The organism is Allobosea sp., from assembly GCF_017308075.1.
Taxonomy (GTDB): domain Bacteria; phylum Pseudomonadota; class Alphaproteobacteria; order Rhizobiales; family Beijerinckiaceae; genus Allobosea.
The window spans coordinates 68,691-84,671 of sequence record NZ_JAFKFX010000042.1; the positions used below are offsets into that span (position 1 = coordinate 68,691).

Here is a 15,981-nt window from a genome sequence, read left to right on the forward strand (position 1 = left end):
CTTCGGCGCGGACGTCACGCCTCCCGGGCTTGGACATGGGTGTGATGAGACGTCGCCGATCCCCAGTGTGCGACACTCAGGTGAAGCGGATGCGGCGCCGAGATGATGTGGTTCCGATCGCGATTGTGGCGAACGTCTCGGCCGTTGTCCTGAACAGCACGCAGTGGCGAGCCAGGGGGGAGCGCCTCAGCCTAGCTCGACCTGGAACCCTGCTGTCTTTCACCATCTGGGTTCGCCTGGAGCTCCGCGAGCAGCCAACTGATAAATGCCGCAACGATCGGCGCTTCCTGGGTGCCGCTCGGGCAGGCGAGATACAGTGATCGGTTCGCAGGAACGCTGGCGGCGAACGGGGCGACGAGCCGCCCGGTATCGAGGGCGTGCCGCGCCGTGAGATCGTCTCCCAGGGCGACGCCCTGACCGTAGATGGCCACTTCGAGAGAGAGTTGGGCATCCGGAAGATATTGCCGGGCGTAAGGTCTTCCCCGCACGCCCGAGGATTGCAGCCATCTCTGCCATTCCGCCCCGTCATCGGCGTGCAGGAGCACGTGCCGGTCGAGATCGCGGATCGATCGGAGCGGAAGCCGGCCAGCGAGATGCGGGCTGATCACCGGGAAGAGGTTCAGGCCCGCGAGCAGATGAACCCACATGTCCGGCCAGTCGCCGTCCCCGTACAGGATGTTGACGTCGCCTTTTCCGACATCCGGGCCCGAGGAGCTCGTGGAAACGAACCGGACCTCGACATCAGGCAGATGCGCTCGGATCGCCTCGAGCTTCGGCATCAGCCAGTAGGACAGGAAGGCCGGAACGCAGCCCACGCAGAGCTTTCCGTGCGATATCGGCTTTTCGATCTTCGTTATCGAGCCGGACAGGATATCGAAGGCTGCGGCGCTGTCGGCATAGAGCTGTTCGCCCGCTCGCGTGAGGCTGACTTTCCGCTTTCCCTTTTCGAGCAGGCTTATCCGTAGGCCGGCCTCGAGCGCCCGCAACTGATGGCTCACCGCGCTCGGCGTGACATGCAGCTCCCCGGCTGCGCCGGTGAGGCTTCCATGCCTGGCAACGGCCTCGAAGGTTCTGAGCGCGTTGAGAAGGAGTGGTCGACGACGCATCGGATCTGCCAATTTTTCTCATCATAGGCCTGCTGATATTCTCAATTGCAATAGAATTCCTCGCAGGCAATCTGTCTGGACCACTCGCCATCGTCATGGATGCAGGGAGCCAGCGACAATGTGGAACTCCGATGATCTTGCGGCGCTCCGGAGCCGGTTCGGAACGGCCTCAGGCGGGGCAATGGAGACGCCGGCCTATCAGCGGATCGCCGACCTGATCTTCAAGGACGGAGACCGGCGCGAATTCCCCTATGCGGGTTTTCCGACCCTGCTGGATGCGCCCGCATTGAACCTCGTCGAAAGCCCGGAGCGCCTCGGCGCGTTGCAGGTCGCGCTTCTGGGTATCCCGATGGACCTCGCCGTGACCAACCGGGCCGGCTCGCGGTTCGGCCCGCGCGCCTTGCGGACGGTCGAGCGGATCGGGCCTTACAACGACGCGCTCGCATGCGCCCCGGTCCACGAAATGCGCGTGGCCGATATCGGGGACGTGCCGTTTCGCAGCAGGTTCGACCTGGCGATGAGCCATGAGGACATCGAGCGCCATATCGGCAGGATCGTCGATGCCGGCGTCATCCCGCTCTCGGTCGGTGGAGACCACTCGATCAGCCATCCCATCCTGAAGGTTCTCGGCCGCCACGGCCCTGTCGGCATGATCCATATCGACGCCCATTGCGACACCGGTGGCGTCTATGAGGGCGAGCGCTTTCACCATGGCGGCCCGTTCCGGAACGCCGTGCTCGACGGCGTGCTCGACCCCACCCGGACGATTCAGATCGGGATTCGGGGGGCGGCCGAGTACATCTGGGAGTTCTCCCGGATATCGGGGATGACGGTGATCCCTGCCCGGGAGATTTCCGGGCTCGGCCTGCCGGCGATCATCGAGAAGGCGAGAGCTGTCGTGGGGGATGGGCCGACATACCTCTCCTTCGATATCGACAGCCTCGATCCGGCCTTCGCCCCGGGCACCGGCACGCCGGAGGTGGGCGGGCTCACAAACCGCGAAGCCCTCGAGATCCTGCGCGGGATGAAGGGCGTCAATCTGGTCGGCGGCGATGTCGTCGAGGTCGCGCCTGCCTATGACGCGACGAGCAACACGGCCCATAACGCGGCCCAGATGCTGTTCGAGATTCTGAGCCTCATCTTGTTCAGCCCCTCGCTCTGCGAGGCGGATCGCGCTTGATCAGTTTCCGGCAAGCAAGGCTTGAAGGCCGGCCTGTGCTTCCTTCCGCCTACGGGGGGCGGCATCGGCCGGGCGAGGTGGCCCGGCCTGCCGCCGGCGCTGGGGATTAGTCTGGCCGCGAAAGGGTAAGTCGCCCGGATTTCATCAGCTTTCCCGGGAGATCATGCCCGATCGATGTCTCCGCCAGATGGGTCGCGCTGATCAATGCCTCCAGCACTGCGGCCTCGTTCTCGGCATCGAGCGCGGCGCCGGCCTCGTCGAGCCGGATGACCGGCGCAGCCTTGTGGGTTTCGCGATCGGCGGCGCAAGGGCATGTCAGGCCGGTGTCGCCTGATCGCTATTCGTGTCCACGGCGACTTGCCCACCGAGCAGGGCGCGGTGCGGTGCTGAGGCCGGCCTGTTTCCGGTCGTCTGCGCTCCGGCCCGCGAAACAACCCGGATCGGATCGTTCAGCAGCCGCAGGCCGTTGAGAACGACGAGAACCGTCCCGCCCTCGTGCCCGAGCACTGCGAATGGCAGAGGCAGGTTGAAAAAGGCGGCGCCGGTGACGAGAAGCAGCATCGCGCCGATCGCGAACATCAGGTTCTGGCGAATGATCCGTGCGGCTCGCTGCGACAGTCTGTGCGCCGCCGCGAGCCGCTCCATGTCTTCCGAGAGGAGGGCGACGTCGGCTGCCTGAAGGGCCACCTCGGAGCCGGCCGCGCCCATGGCGATGCCGACATCGGCACGCGCCAGCGCGGCCGCATCGTTCACGCCGTCGCCGACGAACGCGATTTTCCGTCGTTTCGCTGCCGCGGCTACCAGCCTGACCTTGTCCTCGGGCAGCATCTCCGCATGGACCTCGTCGCCGCTCAGGCCCAGCTCCGCACCGATCCGCAGCGCGACGGAACGTCTGTCGCCCGTCATCATGAGAATTGTTTCGACGCCGCTTCGCCGCAGCGCGGCGAGCGCGGCCGCGGAGGTTTCGCGCGGCTTGTCGGCGACGCTTGCGGCGCCGAGGAGGCGGTTGCCACGCCCCAGATAGACCACGGTCTCGGCTGCGTTGTGCAGTGCGCTTAGCGCTTCGTGATCCAGTGCTGCGCCCATGGCCTCTGCCATCCGGCGGTTCCCTGCCCAGAGCGGGCCGGCATCGTCTTCTCCCGTGATCCCCCTGCTGGGCAGCGCTTTCACGTTCCGCACTTCACGGATCGGCAGCCCGCGCCGCGCGACTTCGCGGCGCAGGGCATCGGCAATATGATGCTCGGAATGGGCCTCAAGGCTGGCGAGAGTCGACAGGAGGTCGCGCTCGTTCCCGTCAAGAGCGACGACGTTCGTCACGCTGGCCCGTCCTGCCGTCAAAGTTCCGGTCTTATCGAACGCAAAGACCTTGACATCGGCCAGGGTCTCCAGTGCCGCGCCGCCCTTGAAGAGAACGCCTCCGCGAGCTGCCGCCGCAAGCGCCGAAAGGACTGCGGCCGGCACGGAGATGACGACTGCGCAAGGACTTGCCGCGACCAGCATGGTCGCGGCGCGATAAAGGGCGATCTCCCAGCTGTTTCCGAGCCAGAGGAAGACAGCGAGCGCGGCGGCGGAGCCGGCGAGCACCGCGATCGTGTAGCGCTGTCCGAACCACGCGCTGAACCGTTCGGAGGGCGCCTTCGCCGCCTGAGCCTGCGTGACCAGCGCGATCATCCGGGCGACCGTGCTCTGCGCCAGCGTCTTGGTGACCCTTAGCTCGAGCACGCCATCGAGATTGACGGTCGCCTCGAATAGCGGCTGGCCCGGCTCCTTGCTGACGGGCATCGACTCGCCGGTGATCGTGGATTCGTCCAGCGCACTCCGGCCGGAGACGACCACGCCGTCCGCCGGAACCCGTGAGCCCGGGCGAAGGATCAGCACATCGCCGATCCGCAGATCGGTCGCGGGCACTTCCTCGACCCCGCCATGCGGCATCTTGCGGAAGGCCGTTTCCGGCCGCAGCGCCATCAAGGCCTCGATGGCACGCTTGGCGCGCCCCATGGCCCGCTCCTCGAGCGTCGTCGACAGGCTGAACAGCGTCAGCAGGATCGCGCCTTCGAGCGAGGCGCCGACGGCTGCCGCGGCGATCGCCGCGACGATCATCAGGAGATCGATATCGAGGACATGGTCGCGTGAGAGTGCCGCCAGGGCCCGCCAGCCGGCCGGCACGCCGCCGGCCAGGTAGACGAGGGCCGTGCCGGCCAGGGCTGCTCGTGCCCCAGTCTCGCCCCCGAGGATCCAGTGGCCCGATACGGCCAGCACGAGGCCAATCACCGTGGCCATGGTGAGAACGACCGGGAGATTCAATCGGAAACGCGGCAACACCCCCTCCAATGCGTGATCGGTGCCAGGTGGTCTTGGGACGTGGCATAGATTAGAATTATTCTAATCTATGCCTGATGCACTCTTCGCGCAACTGCCGGGCCGTCCAGAAGGGATCATCCCAGCCGGCCGATCCGGAGGTGGACCTCGAAGCCGTCTTGGTGTCCCTCTCTCGGGGAGATCAGCTCGAGGCTGCTGCCGGTACCGGCGGCGATCGCCTTCGCGATGGCCAGCCCGAGCCCGGCGCCTTTCGCCTGCGTGCGGCCGCGCTCGAACGGGTCGAGCAGGCGGGCGAGCAGATCCTGCGGCACGGCCGGCCCGGCATTGGCGATGCGCAGCAGGCCGTCCATCGACAGCGTCACGCGGACCGGTTCGGCCTGCGAGCCGTGCTTCAGCGCATTCTCGATCAGGTTCCGCATCAGGATCGCGAAGGCATCGGGGTCGATGCGGGAGAGTACCGGGGCATCGGGCAGGGCCAGCTCGATCGGCCCGGCTGCGCCGGCGTTGGCGGTCAGTTCATCCACGATCAACCGGAGTAGGGCGCCGATGTCGACCGGCTCGGCGCCATGCAGGCTGCCGCCTTCCGCCCTGGCCAGCTGCATCAGTTTTTCCGAGAGAGCCGAGAGCCGCCGCAATGCGGTTTCAATGTCGCGAGCGCGGTTGCGTGCGGCTGCGTCGGTCGTTTCAACGATCAGTCTCTGTGCCTGCGCGAGCGCGGCGGCCACCGGCGTGCGTAACTCATGCGCGGAGTTGGCGGCAAAGCTGCGCTCGGCTTCCAGAGTGCGCCTGAGCCGTTCCAGCAGCTGGTTCACCGCCCGGGCGACGGGTCGGATTTCCGAGGGCAGGTCGTCGGCGGCGACGGCGGTCAGATCGCCGGCGCCGCGAAGTTCGATCTCGGAGCGGAAGCGCCGCAGGCTCATCGTCGACAGGCGTATGACGGCCCACACGCCGATCAGGCTGATCGGAACGATCAGGGCGAGCGGGCGGGCCAGTCCGACAAGCACTTCCCACGCCACGGCGCGACGGCGGATCTGCGGCTCGGCGACCGTGATGGTGATCGTGCCCTGCAGCGCGGCATCCGAGTAGAGACGGTGGGTCGGCGTATCGGAGAAGCCCATGCCGCTGAATGGCGGAAAGATCGCCGGGTCGGCTTTATGCGAGCGCAGCAGCACCTGGCCTTCGGCGTTTCGCACCACATAGGTGAAGTGCTCGTCATGCTCGCGCATCGTCGCGACGCTCTGGCTGGCGGCGTCGTCGCTGTCGCGCCCGATGATGTCGCGCACGGCCAGAGGCAGCAGGCGCTGCCCGGTTTCGGCAAGCGCGCTGTCGAAGACCTCCTCCATTTCGTGACGCAGATTCTGGGCGGTCACCGCAGCGGCCAGTGCCCAGACGAGCGCAATGGCCAGGCCCAGCCAGAGCGACAGGCGCCATTGCAGGCTTTTCGGCGCGGTCATCGCGCGCTTCCGAGCCGGTAGCCTATACCGCGCAGGGTGTGGACGATCTCGGGTCCGAGCTTCTTGCGCAGGCGGCTTATATAGACCTCGATCGTGTTGCTCTCGACCTCGGTACCGAAGGCATAGAGCCGATCTTCCAGCTGCGCCTTGGAGATCACCAGGCCCGGGCGCTGGACGAAGGCCTCGAAAAGCGCCCATTCGCGCGCGGTGAGATCGACGAGCCGCCCGCTTTTCACGACCGTTCGCGCCGCGAGATCGATCTGCAGGTGGCCGATCTCGACGAGCGGGTTGGGATTGCCACTGTAGCGGCGGGCCACCGCGTTCAGCCTTGCCGAGAGTTCCGAGAGGTCGAACGGCTTGGTCATGTAGTCGTCTGCTCCCGCATTCAGCCCGGCGATGCGGTCGGATATCTGGTCCAGCGCGGTCAGGATGATGACCGGCGTGGCGCAGCCCTTCCTGCGCAGCTCGCGCAGGAAGGCGAGCCCACGCCCGTCGGGAAGCATCAGGTCCAGCAGGACCAGATCATAGGCGGCGCTGTCGAGATGCTCGGCGGCGCGATCGAGGCGGCCGACCCAGTCCACCGAATGGCTGTCGCCGACGATCTGGTCGCGTACCGCGGCCCCGAGGATCGTGTCGTCCTCGATCAGAAGAACTCTCATGAAGGCGCAATCCCATCTGTCGCAGACCAGTTGCCTGCGGAACCTGTCAGCTTGCTGAAAGGGCGGGCTCTGCCCGCTTCAGCTGCGCGTCAGGAAAGATTGCCATCATTCCGGCTTGTGGAGACTGATCAGGGACAAATGCCATGATGAAGCAGTTCGTGGCGGGCTTGCTGCTCCTTGCCGTCGCTGGATCGGGCGCCGCGCGGGCCGATGACGATTGCGACGTGCCCCTGGGGCAGTGGCAGCCCCGGGAGGCCGTGCAGGCGATGGCGCAGGCCCGTGGCTGGCAGGTAGACCGGCTCAGGATCGATGACGGCTGCTACCAGATCAGGGGCACCGACGAGACGGGGCGGCCTTTCAAGGCCAAGATCGACCCCGCCACTCTGGCGATCGTCAAGATGAAGCACCGGTCCCGGAGCGGCGGACACCGGCATGAACGGGCTCCGTCGGCCCCGACGGAGACGGCCGAGCCATCCGGCCCTGTATCCCCGAAATCCCTGTTCGACCGCGGCGAACCGCCGAAGGCCAGGGTGAACTGAGCGGGCCGGACACCGTGTCCCGGGACGCCGCATCCTTTCGTCCAACGCTGGAGAAATGGCCATGTCCGTCGCAACCGCGCGCTATTCGAGAAGCCTGGTCGTCATTCACTGGATGACGGCCCTCGCCGTGCTCGGCGCATGGCTGACGGCGGAAGGCGGCCGTGAAGTGGTCCGGAATCCGCCTGTGCTGCATTTCTGGCTGGGCCTCGCGGTCCTGGTTCTGGTCGTTCCCCGCCTGATCCTGAGGCTGGCCGAGCCCGCTCCCGAGGCCGGCCTGCGGCATGGCTGGCTCGCCATCGGTGCCACGCTCGGCCATGGGCTGCTCTATCTGCTGCTGATCGCCTTGCCGCTCACCGGCTGGTATGCCGCCTCGCGTATGGGCGTGTCCGTCCCCATTTTCGGCCTGCATCTGCCGGCTATCGCTGCCCCGGTGCAGGGCCGCCCCGGTCTGATCGCCGAACTCCACGAGAATGGCGGCACCTTCATCCTCATCCTCGCCGGCCTGCACGCCCTGATGGCGATCTGGCACCAGTTCGTTCTGCACGATGGGACGCTGCGGCGGATGAGCCTGCGCTGAGAAGGCCGGCGGCCTGCGCCCTCCGCCTCTCCCGCCCGGCCTGCATCGGTCGCGGCGGGGAGGGCCGGAGAGGCGCGGCATTTCCCACGATCCCGGCTCTTCCTGACGCCCGGCTGAAGCCGAAACCGTCACGGCGTCAGGAGGCCGTCAGCGCAGGGTCCCAGGTTGATCGTGCCGGATGGCGGGGCGCTGGCCTCGCCGGTGCGGCTCGATGCTCGCCGGCCGGGACATGCCGTTCTCGGGGCCGGGCAAAGGAGGTCCAGCTACCATGAAGACGATCCTGCCGGCCATCGCGTTGGCCACCGCGCTCACGCTGCCCGCTCTTGCCGAGGCGCGACCGCTCAAGCTCACAACCACGCTGGCCAATTATGGCGGCGACGGTGCCTATCTCGCATTCTATGTCACGAATGCGCAGGGGGCCTATGCCGGCAGCCTGTGGCTGGCTGGCCGCAAGTCGAAATACTATTCGCACCTGTCGGGTTGGCACCGCGCAACCGGCGGCAACCCCGCCGAGATCAACGGTATCACGGGCGCCAGTGTCGGCGCGGGCCGCACGCTCGAGATTTCGCTCGATCTGGCCGATGCGCTCTTCGACGCAGGCTATGTTCTGCATGTCGATGCTGCCGTGGAAGACATGCGCGACAGTCCGAACGAGATCGTAATCCCGCTGACGAGCGCGGGCGCGAAAACGCCGGTCCGTGGTCGGCGCTATGTCTCGAGCCTGGCTTATTCTTTCTGAGCGGTGGCCGGCATGATCCGTGTTGTCCACCGCTGGCCGGGTCTTCTCGCCGGCCTTCTTCTGCTGGTGCTCAGCCTGAGCGGCGCGCTTCTCTCGCTATTCCCGGCCATTGAGCGCCTCTCCTCGGTGCAGCCGGCGGCGCTTTCGACGGCGGAGCTCGCGGAGCGCATCCAGGCGGTTCATCCCGAGGTCGAGCAGATAAGGCGCAGGCCCTCGGGCCGCATTACCGCCTACTGGTCCGAGAGCGGCGTGCCGCGGGCGGCGGTCATGGATCCCGCGAACGGCCGGGAGATCGCCTCCGCCGATCCGAATCCGTTCGAGCGCTGGTTGACCAGGCTGCATCGTTCCCTCCTCTTCGATGATGCCGGCCGCATACTGACGGCGGTCGGTGCGGCCGCCATGCTGGTGCTGGCCGTTTCCGGGGCCGTGCTCGTCGCGCGGCGGGCTGGCGGCTGGCGGCGCTGGCTCTCGCCGTTGCGGGGGCCGTTCGCGGCACGCCTGCATGTCGAGATCGCGCGGATCGCCGTCGCCGGCCTGCTGCTGTCATCTGCCACGGCCCTGTGGATGTCGGCCTCGAGCTTCGACCTCCTGCCCGACGGGGCGCCTTCGGCCGTGACCGAGGCCGAGGGAAGCGGCCGGACGGGAATGCCTGTCGCAGATATGGACATGCTGAAACGGACACCGGTTTCCGAGCTGCGCAGCCTGTCCTTTCCCGATCCGGCGGATGCGGCCGATGTCTTCACGCTCAAGACGGATCGCGGCATTGGCCATCTCGATCAGGGAACCGGCGCGCTTCTGACCTGGAGCGAACCGAGCGCATGGCAGCGCGTCTCGGCAACCCTCTACATGCTGCACACCGGACGGGGCGCCGCCGTCCTGGGGCTGATCCTCGGCATCATGGCGCTCGGCGTGCCCGCGATGGCCGGGACGGGCTTCGTCCTGTGGTTCGCGGGCCGGCCTGCCCGTCCGCGCATTCGCGGCAATGTCGCCGCCGGGCGCGCCGAGACGATCCTGCTCGTCGGCTCCGAGGGCGGCAGCACATGGGGCTTCGCCGCGACGCTGCATGCGGCGCTCTCTGCATCCGGGCAGGCCGTTCATGCCGCGCCGATGTCGTCCTTCGAGCCGGCCCGCTACCGGCAGGCGCGGCGCATCCTGATCCTGACCGCGACCTATGGCGATGGCGATGCACCGGCCTCCGCGCGCGGATTTCTCGACCGGCTGAAGTCCGTGCCGGTGGCTGCGCCGGTCGCGCTCGCGGTTCTCGGCTTCGGCGATCGCAGCTTTCCCGGTTATTGCGCTTTCGGGCGCGCCGTCGCCGAGATGGCCGAGGCGCGGGGCTCGTGCATGCTGGTTCCGTTCATGGCGGTGAACCGCCAGTCACCGCAGGATTTCGCCCGCTGGGGCCGGTCGCTGGGGGCTGCGATGGGGATGACTCTGGACCTCGTCCATCATCCGGTCCTGCCGGCGGTTTTCCCGCTGAGGCTGGTTTCGCGCCGCGATCATGGGGCCGAGGTGCAGGCTCCGACCGCGATCCTGCGCTTTGCGCTGCCGACGCCGCCATTCTGGCTGCGGCTCACCGGCCGCGGTTTCGGGCGCTTCGTGGCCGGAGATCTCCTCGGTGTCCTGCCGGAAGGCTCTGCCGTTCCCCGGTTCTACTCGCTGGCCTCCGGGTGTCGCGACGGTTTCATCGAGATCGTCGTTAGAAAGCACCCTGCCGGCCTGTGCTCCGGCCAGCTCTTCGAGCTGCAACCCGGCGATATGGTCAACGCCTTCATGCGGCAGAATCCCGGCTTCCATGCCGGCCGTGACACCGCGCCCCTCATTCTCATCGGAGCGGGGACGGGCATCGGGCCGCTGGCAGGCTTCATCAGGGCCAATGCCCGGCGCCGCCCCATCCGTCTGTTCTTCGGGATGCGGCATCCCGACAGCGATTTTCTCTATGGCGATGAGCTGAAGGGCTGGCGGCGGAGCGGGCAACTGCAACGGCTCGCCACGGCGTGCTCGCGCACGCAGCAGCCCAGCTATGTGCAGGATGTTCTGCGCGAAGAGGGAGCCGAGATCGCACGCATGGTTCGCGAGGGGGCGCGGGTCATGGTCTGCGGCGGGCGCGACATGGCAGCCGGCGTCTCCGCGGCGCTCGCCGACATTCTCGCGCCCACGGGGCTGACCCCGGCGCGGCTCCGGGCGGAGGGACGCTATGTCGAAGACGTCTTCTGACCGAGGTCGCCGGGCACTGAGCGGGCCGACCATGGGTACGCGCTGGTCGGCGCTGTTCCACACGATCTCGGCCTTCGACCCCGCGCCGGTTCGGAGCGCGCTTCAGGCTGCGGTGGACGAGGTGGACGAACAGATGTCCGGCTGGAAGCCGGATAGCGATCTGATGCGCCTCAATGCCGGGCCGGTGGGGCGATGGATGGCGGTGCCGGAACAGCTGATGAAGGTGCTCGGGCTCTCGCTCGAAATCGGTCGCGCCTCGGCCGGAGCGTTCGACATCGGCATGGGCGACGCCGTGGGCGCCTGGGGGTTCGGTCCGTCCGGCGCCGACCGGGCCCTGATCCGGGAGGCGCTCGAAGCTCCGCGGCAGGCCGCCCATGAGGTGCTGGAGCTGAATGTCGAGGGCGGAGAAATGCGCAAACGCGCTCCCATCGTCCTCGATCTCAACGGCATCGCCAAGGGCCATGGCGCCGACCGGCTGGCCGAGACGCTGCGTGGCTTCGGCATCGTTTCCGGGCTGGTGGGCATCGATGGCGAGATGCGAGCCCTTGGCCTGCGCCCGGATGGCGAGCCGTGGATGATCGCCGTCGAGAAGCCCGATTTCGCCTCCCGTGCGCCGCATTCGATGCTTGCTCTGCAGGATGCCGCGGTGGCGACTTCGGGCGACTATCGGCACTGGGTGGACGTCGCTGGCCGTCGCCTGTCGCACACGATGGACCCGCGCCGCGGCACGCCGCTGGCGACGTCGCCCGCCTCGGTCACCGTAGTGGCGCGAACCTGCGCCGAAGCCGACGCCTGGGCGACTGCGCTGATGGTTCTGGGCCCTGGAGAGGGGGAAAGGCTGGCGCGGCGGCTCCGGCTCGACGTGCTGTTCCTGATGCGCGAGGGCGAAACCGTCCGGTCCCGGGCGGTCGGGGCCTTGTTCGCAGATGGCCCGTGCAGCCAGGCCGCGTTCTGAAGTTCGCGAGGCAGCCCTATCGCCACGACCGCAGCATGCTGCGGCACTTGCCTTGCTGTCGATATACATTATATGTAACTGTATATTGATCCCTGATGAGGATGCCAGGATGATCAGCGAGAAGATCGTCGAAGCCGGGACCGTCACGGCGCATCGCGCGGCAGGGCAGGGCTTCTGCCGGCTGAGCGAAGGGAAGGGCCGCGCCGCCGTTCGCAGCGCTCACGCCATCCACAGAGAACCGGAAGCGCGACCATGAGTGTCTATTGGCCTGTCTCGATGAGGCTCGGCCCGGCTCTCCCGTTCGTCGCGGCGATGACGACAGGGACGCTGCCGCAATGACCTCGACCCTCATTCCCGCGCTCGCGTCCGGCGGCCTCGTCGGCTTCAGCCTCGGCCTGGTCGGCGGCGGCGGCTCGATCCTTGCCACGCCGCTGCTGCTTTATGTCGTCGGTGTCGCCAGCCCGCATGTCGCGATCGGCACCAGCGCGCTGGCGGTCTCGATCAATGCCTATGCGAACCTCATTGCGCATGCCCGGAAGGGCCATGTGCGCTGGCTCTGCGCGGCCGTCTTCGCGGCGGTGGGCACGCTTGGCGCCTTGCTCGGTTCCAGCCTCGGCCTCGTCTTCGACGGAACGCGCCTTCTCCTGCTCTTCGGCGTGCTGATGGTCGTCGTCGGGCTGCTGATGCTGCGCCCACGCGGCATCGGAGGTAGCGAGGAGCGGCCGGTCGACCGGCGCACATGCGCACTCACCGCCGCCGCGGCGCTCGCGACAGGCATGGCTTCCGGCTTCTTCGGCATCGGCGGCGGCTTCCTCATCGTGCCGGCGCTGGTCCTCGCCACCGGCATGCCGATGATCAACGCCATCGGCTCCTCCTTGCTCGCGGTGGGAACCTTCGGGCTGGCGACGGCGCTGAACTATGCCCGCAACGGCCTCGTCGACTGGGGCATCGCAGCGCAGTTCATCTCCGGCGGCGTCCTGGGCGGGTTTCTCGGCATGCTGCTGGCGACGCGTCTCTCGGCGGGCAAGGCCACGCTGAACCGCATCTTCGCAGCGCTCATCCTGACCGTCGCGACCTATGTGATCTTCAAGACCCTGCCGGCGACGATCGGCTTCGGGTAGCCGCGGAGGCAGGCGTTGACTGCACCTGACCGCCGCCGGCCGGCGAACCGCCCGGGAACCCGGCGAGATCAGCGCGACCGGAGTGTCGCGTCTTGCCTGAACGGCGGCGACGCCGCGTGCATAGCCGCTATGGAGTCTGAACCAGCATGGATGCGCGATCAAAACAGCCGAGCCTGGCCGGTAGCAAGCCGAAGAAAACAAGCGTCTTCGGCCGGCGAGCCGTCCGGCGTGCCCTTGCGGGCATCGGGATCATCGTCACGCTTTTCGGTGCCGGCGTCGTCTACAGCAACCGTCCGGTCGAAGTCGAAACGGTCCGGCCCGAACGCGAGGTCCCGATCCGCGTGTTCGGGCTGGGCACGGTCGAGGCGCGGGTGACGTCGAAGGTCGGCTTCGAGGTCGGAGCCGCGCTGGCGGAACTTCACGCGGATCATGGCGACCAGGTTCGTAAGGGGCAGGTTCTGGCCCGGCTCAGTCTCGGCGAGCAGGAGGCCAAGATGGCAAAGGCACGTGCCGCACTCCGGATCGCCGAAGTCAGTATCGAGCGGGCGGACGCGAATCTGGAGAAGACGCGTGCCGTTCTGGCGCAAAGGCAGGTTGCCAATCGGCGCCGGCAGGAGCTCGCCGGACGCAGCATCGTGTCGGAGCAGTCGGCCGAAGAGTCGGCCCGCGACGAGGCCGTCGCCAAGGCGGACGTCACTGTTGCCGAAAGCGAGGTCGCGAGCAGCAGGGCACAGCTGGTGGACGCCCGGGCGCAAGTCCAGTTCGAAGAGACCTTGCTGGGACACCGGACATTGACGGCGCCCTATGATGCGATCGTCATCGAACGGCACAAGGAACTGGGCACCGTCGTCAAGGCCGGCGATCCGATCTTCACCCTGATCGCAAACGACAGCTACTGGGGGCTTGCCTATGTCGACGAGGCGCGTGCCGGCTTCATCGCCGAAGGCCAGCGGGTGCAGGCCCGCTTGCGTTCACGCCCGCAGGACGTCTTCACCGGCAAGGTGGTCCGTATCGGACTTGAAAGCGACCGCAGCACCGAGGAGCGGCGCGTGTTCATCAAAGGCGATAATCCGCCGGCCCGCGTCTTCCTGGGAGAGCAGGTGGAATTCCTGATCACGGCGGCGACGCTCGCCGAGGCGCTCCTGGTTCCGGAGGCCGCCGTCCATGGCTACAACGGGCATGAAGGCACGGTCTGGACGGTCGAGGATGGTCGGCTGAACCGGCGGCTCGTCAGGTTCCGTCACCGTGCCGAAGATTCGCGCCTCGAGATCGTCGGTGGGGTGCCTGAGCGCGCGCAGGTGGTCGCGCGACTCGCGCCGGGCCTGCGGGTCGGGCGCCAGGCACGGATCAGCGAGGTCAAGGGGCCGTGAACCTCGCCTATCGCGACATCAGACATGGCTTCGGGCGCTTCATCCTGACCTGTATCGGGCTTGGGCTCCTGCTCGGCGTCGTGCTCGCCATGATCGGTATCTATCGCGGGCTTGTCGTCGATGCACTGACCATCGCCCGGGCTCCCGCCGTCGATCTGTGGGTCGTCGAGGCCAATACGCGCGGTCCCTTCGCCGAGGCCTCGCGGATACCCGGCGACGTCCGTGACGCCGTCGCGCGCATAGCCGGTGTGAAATCGGCAGGCGGCATCACCTATCAGACGGTCGAAACCGAGCATCTGGGCGCCAAGCTCCGGCTCTATGTCATCGGCTATGAGCCGGCGCGCCCCGGGGGGCCGCCGGAGGTCGTCGCCGGGCGCGGGATCACGCGCAGCCATTACGAGATGGTGGCTGATCAAAGCACCGGCCTGACGCTCGGCGATCGCCTCCATGTCGGCCGGAACACGTATTCGGTCGTGGGGTTGACGCGCCACCAGGTCAGCTCCGGCGGCGATCCGGCCGTGTATATCACCCTGGCGGATGCCCAGAAGCTGCAGTTCGACCTCGCACCGCCCGCTATACGTATCCAGCAGGCGCGCGGTGCCATCGCAGCGAGCCGCGACACCGTGAACGCCGTCGTGGCACGGCTGCAGCCCAATGCTTCTCCCGAAGCGGTGGCAGAAGCCGTCCGCCGCTGGAAACACCAGACTGCGATCACGCAGGAGGCCCAGGAGCAGATCCTGATCCGCTCCCTGGTCGACCGCGCCAGGCGTCAGATCGGCCTCTTCACCTCGCTCCTGCTCGTCGTATCCGCCGTGATCATCGCCCTGATCATCTACACCATGACCATGGAGAAGACGAAGCAGATCGCCACGCTGAAACTGATCGGCGCCCCGGACAGAACCATCATCGGGATGATCGTTCAGCAGGCGCTGGCGCTTGGTCTCATCGGATTTTCCATCGGTGCAACGCTGATCGCCGGCATCAGCGACCATTTTCCGCGCCGCGTGATCCTCGAAGCCGACAACATGTTCGCGCTCGGCCTCGTCGTGGTGGTCGTGTGCCTGATCGCGAGTGGCCTCGGGGTTCGCGCAGCGCTCCGGGTGGACCCCGCGACCGCATTGGGGACAAGCATTTCGGCGAAGGCGAGACGCGCGTGGATGCGCTTCGCGATGTGAGCCTGGACGTCTACCCGCGCGAGGTCGTCGCCTTGCTCGGCCCTTCCGGCTCCGGGAAGACGACGCTCCTCAACATCATCGGCTGCATTCTCGATGCATCCTCGGGCGCGATGGCGCTCGACGGCGAGACGGTGCTGAGCGAGGGACGATGGCTGAAAACCAATCTCAGGCAGCTCAGGCTTCACAAGATCGGCTTCATCTTCCAGTTCCACAACCTGATCCCGTTTCTCGACGCGACCGACAATGTGGCTCTCGTGCTGCAACTGGCCGGGGAAGAAGCGGGCGTGGCCCGGGCGCGAGCGATCGAGTTGCTCGACTATCTCGAGGTCGGGCACAGGCGGAATGCGATGCCCGCCAAGCTGTCGGGCGGCGAGGCGCAGCGTGTTGCCATCGCGCGCGCCCTGGCCAATCGGCCGCGCGTCATTCTCGCCGACGAGCCGACCGCAGCACTCGACTCGAAACGCGCCGGGATCGTCATGGACCTGCTGCGCAAGGTCGCTGTCGAGCAGGAGGCCGCGATCATCGTCGTCACCCATGACGAGAAGATATTCGACTGGTTCGACCGCAAAT

Annotated in this window: 14 protein-coding genes; 10 read left to right on the top strand and 4 right to left on the bottom strand. The window is 67.3% G+C overall.

Going from position 1 to position 15,981, the window contains the following annotated elements:
• Window positions 1-191 precede the first annotated feature (191 nt).
• Window positions 192-1,118, bottom strand: a complete 927-nt coding sequence (locus tag J0J10_RS22115) for a LysR substrate-binding domain-containing protein (protein ID WP_291649221.1) — start codon at window positions 1,116-1,118, stop codon at window positions 192-194.
• A gap of 106 nt (window positions 1,119-1,224) precedes the next feature.
• Between J0J10_RS22115 and speB the strand changes: the two genes are divergently transcribed.
• Window positions 1,225-2,286: an agmatinase gene (gene speB / locus J0J10_RS22120; protein ID WP_291649223.1), complete on the top strand. Its 1,062-nt coding sequence runs from the start codon at window positions 1,225-1,227 to the stop codon at window positions 2,284-2,286.
• A gap of 315 nt (window positions 2,287-2,601) precedes the next feature.
• Here speB and J0J10_RS22125 read toward each other — a convergent pair whose 3' ends face one another.
• The 3 genes from J0J10_RS22125 to J0J10_RS22135 form a co-directional block, all read right to left on the bottom strand.
• Window positions 2,602-4,566 (bottom strand): cation-translocating P-type ATPase, encoded by a 1,965-nt coding sequence (locus J0J10_RS22125; protein WP_291649225.1) that lies wholly within the window; start codon window positions 4,564-4,566, stop codon window positions 2,602-2,604.
• A gap of 155 nt (window positions 4,567-4,721) precedes the next feature.
• Window positions 4,722-6,059 carry a sensor histidine kinase gene (locus J0J10_RS22130; RefSeq protein ID WP_291649226.1) on the bottom strand — a complete coding sequence of 446 codons (1,338 nt, stop codon included), beginning with the start codon at window positions 6,057-6,059 and terminating at the stop codon, window positions 4,722-4,724.
• Window positions 6,056-6,718 carry a response regulator transcription factor gene (locus tag J0J10_RS22135; RefSeq protein ID WP_291649228.1) on the bottom strand — a complete coding sequence of 221 codons (663 nt, stop codon included), beginning with the start codon at window positions 6,716-6,718 and terminating at the stop codon, window positions 6,056-6,058. The genes J0J10_RS22130 and J0J10_RS22135 overlap by 4 nt, the downstream gene beginning before the upstream one ends.
• A gap of 143 nt (window positions 6,719-6,861) precedes the next feature.
• On the opposite strand from J0J10_RS22135, the gene J0J10_RS22140 reads away from it, so the two are divergent.
• The 9 genes from J0J10_RS22140 to J0J10_RS22180 all read left to right on the top strand — a co-directional run.
• A complete protein-coding gene (locus tag J0J10_RS22140; RefSeq protein ID WP_082459130.1) occupies window positions 6,862-7,257 on the top strand; it encodes a PepSY domain-containing protein in 396 nt (131 codons plus the stop codon).
• Window positions 7,258-7,318: 61 nt separating this feature from the next.
• Window positions 7,319-7,834: a cytochrome b gene (locus J0J10_RS22145; protein WP_291649231.1), complete on the top strand. Its 516-nt coding sequence runs from the start codon at window positions 7,319-7,321 to the stop codon at window positions 7,832-7,834.
• Window positions 7,835-8,102: 268 nt separating this feature from the next.
• Window positions 8,103-8,573 carry a DUF2271 domain-containing protein gene (locus tag J0J10_RS22150; RefSeq protein WP_291649233.1) on the top strand — a complete coding sequence of 157 codons (471 nt, stop codon included), beginning with the start codon at window positions 8,103-8,105 and terminating at the stop codon, window positions 8,571-8,573.
• A 12-nt stretch (window positions 8,574-8,585) separates the two neighbouring features.
• The gene (locus J0J10_RS22155; RefSeq protein WP_291649234.1) at window positions 8,586-10,790 is read left to right on the top strand and encodes a PepSY domain-containing protein; all 2,205 of its coding nucleotides are present in this window, start codon (window positions 8,586-8,588) and stop codon (window positions 10,788-10,790) included.
• Window positions 10,771-11,745, top strand: a complete 975-nt coding sequence (locus J0J10_RS22160) for an FAD:protein FMN transferase (RefSeq protein WP_291649236.1) — start codon at window positions 10,771-10,773, stop codon at window positions 11,743-11,745. Before J0J10_RS22155 ends, J0J10_RS22160 begins: the two co-directional genes overlap by 20 nt.
• 335 nt (window positions 11,746-12,080) lie before the next feature.
• On the top strand, window positions 12,081-12,866 hold the full coding sequence (locus J0J10_RS22165; protein ID WP_291649238.1) for a sulfite exporter TauE/SafE family protein: 786 nt from the start codon (window positions 12,081-12,083) through the stop codon (window positions 12,864-12,866).
• Between the two features lie 146 nt (window positions 12,867-13,012).
• The gene (locus tag J0J10_RS22170; protein ID WP_291649240.1) at window positions 13,013-14,236 is read left to right on the top strand and encodes an efflux RND transporter periplasmic adaptor subunit; all 1,224 of its coding nucleotides are present in this window, start codon (window positions 13,013-13,015) and stop codon (window positions 14,234-14,236) included.
• Window positions 14,233-15,411, top strand: a complete 1,179-nt coding sequence (locus J0J10_RS22175; protein WP_291649242.1) for an ABC transporter permease — start codon at window positions 14,233-14,235, stop codon at window positions 15,409-15,411. The genes J0J10_RS22170 and J0J10_RS22175 overlap by 4 nt, the downstream gene beginning before the upstream one ends.
• The coding region (locus J0J10_RS22180; RefSeq protein WP_291649244.1) for an ABC transporter ATP-binding protein at window positions 15,390-15,981 on the top strand (592 nt) is incomplete at its 3' end. The genes J0J10_RS22175 and J0J10_RS22180, both read left to right, overlap by 22 nt.

Bases quoted from the DNA above. Each gene is read 5' to 3' on its own strand.
- speB (WP_291649223.1), top strand. From the start codon at position 1,225: ATGTGGAACTCCGATGATCTTGCGGCGCTCCGGAGCCGGTTCGGAACG.
- J0J10_RS22125 (WP_291649225.1), bottom strand. From the start codon at position 4,566: ATGGCCACGGTGATTGGCCTCGTGCTGGCCGTATCGGGCCACTGGATC.
- J0J10_RS22130 (WP_291649226.1), bottom strand. From the start codon at position 6,059: ATGACCGCGCCGAAAAGCCTGCAATGGCGCCTGTCGCTCTGGCTGGGC.
- J0J10_RS22135 (WP_291649228.1), bottom strand. From the start codon at position 6,718: ATGAGAGTTCTTCTGATCGAGGACGACACGATCCTCGGGGCCGCGGTA.
- J0J10_RS22140 (WP_082459130.1), top strand. From the start codon at position 6,862: ATGATGAAGCAGTTCGTGGCGGGCTTGCTGCTCCTTGCCGTCGCTGGA.
- J0J10_RS22145 (WP_291649231.1), top strand. From the start codon at position 7,319: ATGTCCGTCGCAACCGCGCGCTATTCGAGAAGCCTGGTCGTCATTCAC.
- J0J10_RS22150 (WP_291649233.1), top strand. From the start codon at position 8,103: ATGAAGACGATCCTGCCGGCCATCGCGTTGGCCACCGCGCTCACGCTG.
- J0J10_RS22155 (WP_291649234.1), top strand. From the start codon at position 8,586: ATGATCCGTGTTGTCCACCGCTGGCCGGGTCTTCTCGCCGGCCTTCTT.
- J0J10_RS22160 (WP_291649236.1), top strand. From the start codon at position 10,771: ATGTCGAAGACGTCTTCTGACCGAGGTCGCCGGGCACTGAGCGGGCCG.
- J0J10_RS22165 (WP_291649238.1), top strand. From the start codon at position 12,081: ATGACCTCGACCCTCATTCCCGCGCTCGCGTCCGGCGGCCTCGTCGGC.
- J0J10_RS22170 (WP_291649240.1), top strand. From the start codon at position 13,013: ATGGATGCGCGATCAAAACAGCCGAGCCTGGCCGGTAGCAAGCCGAAG.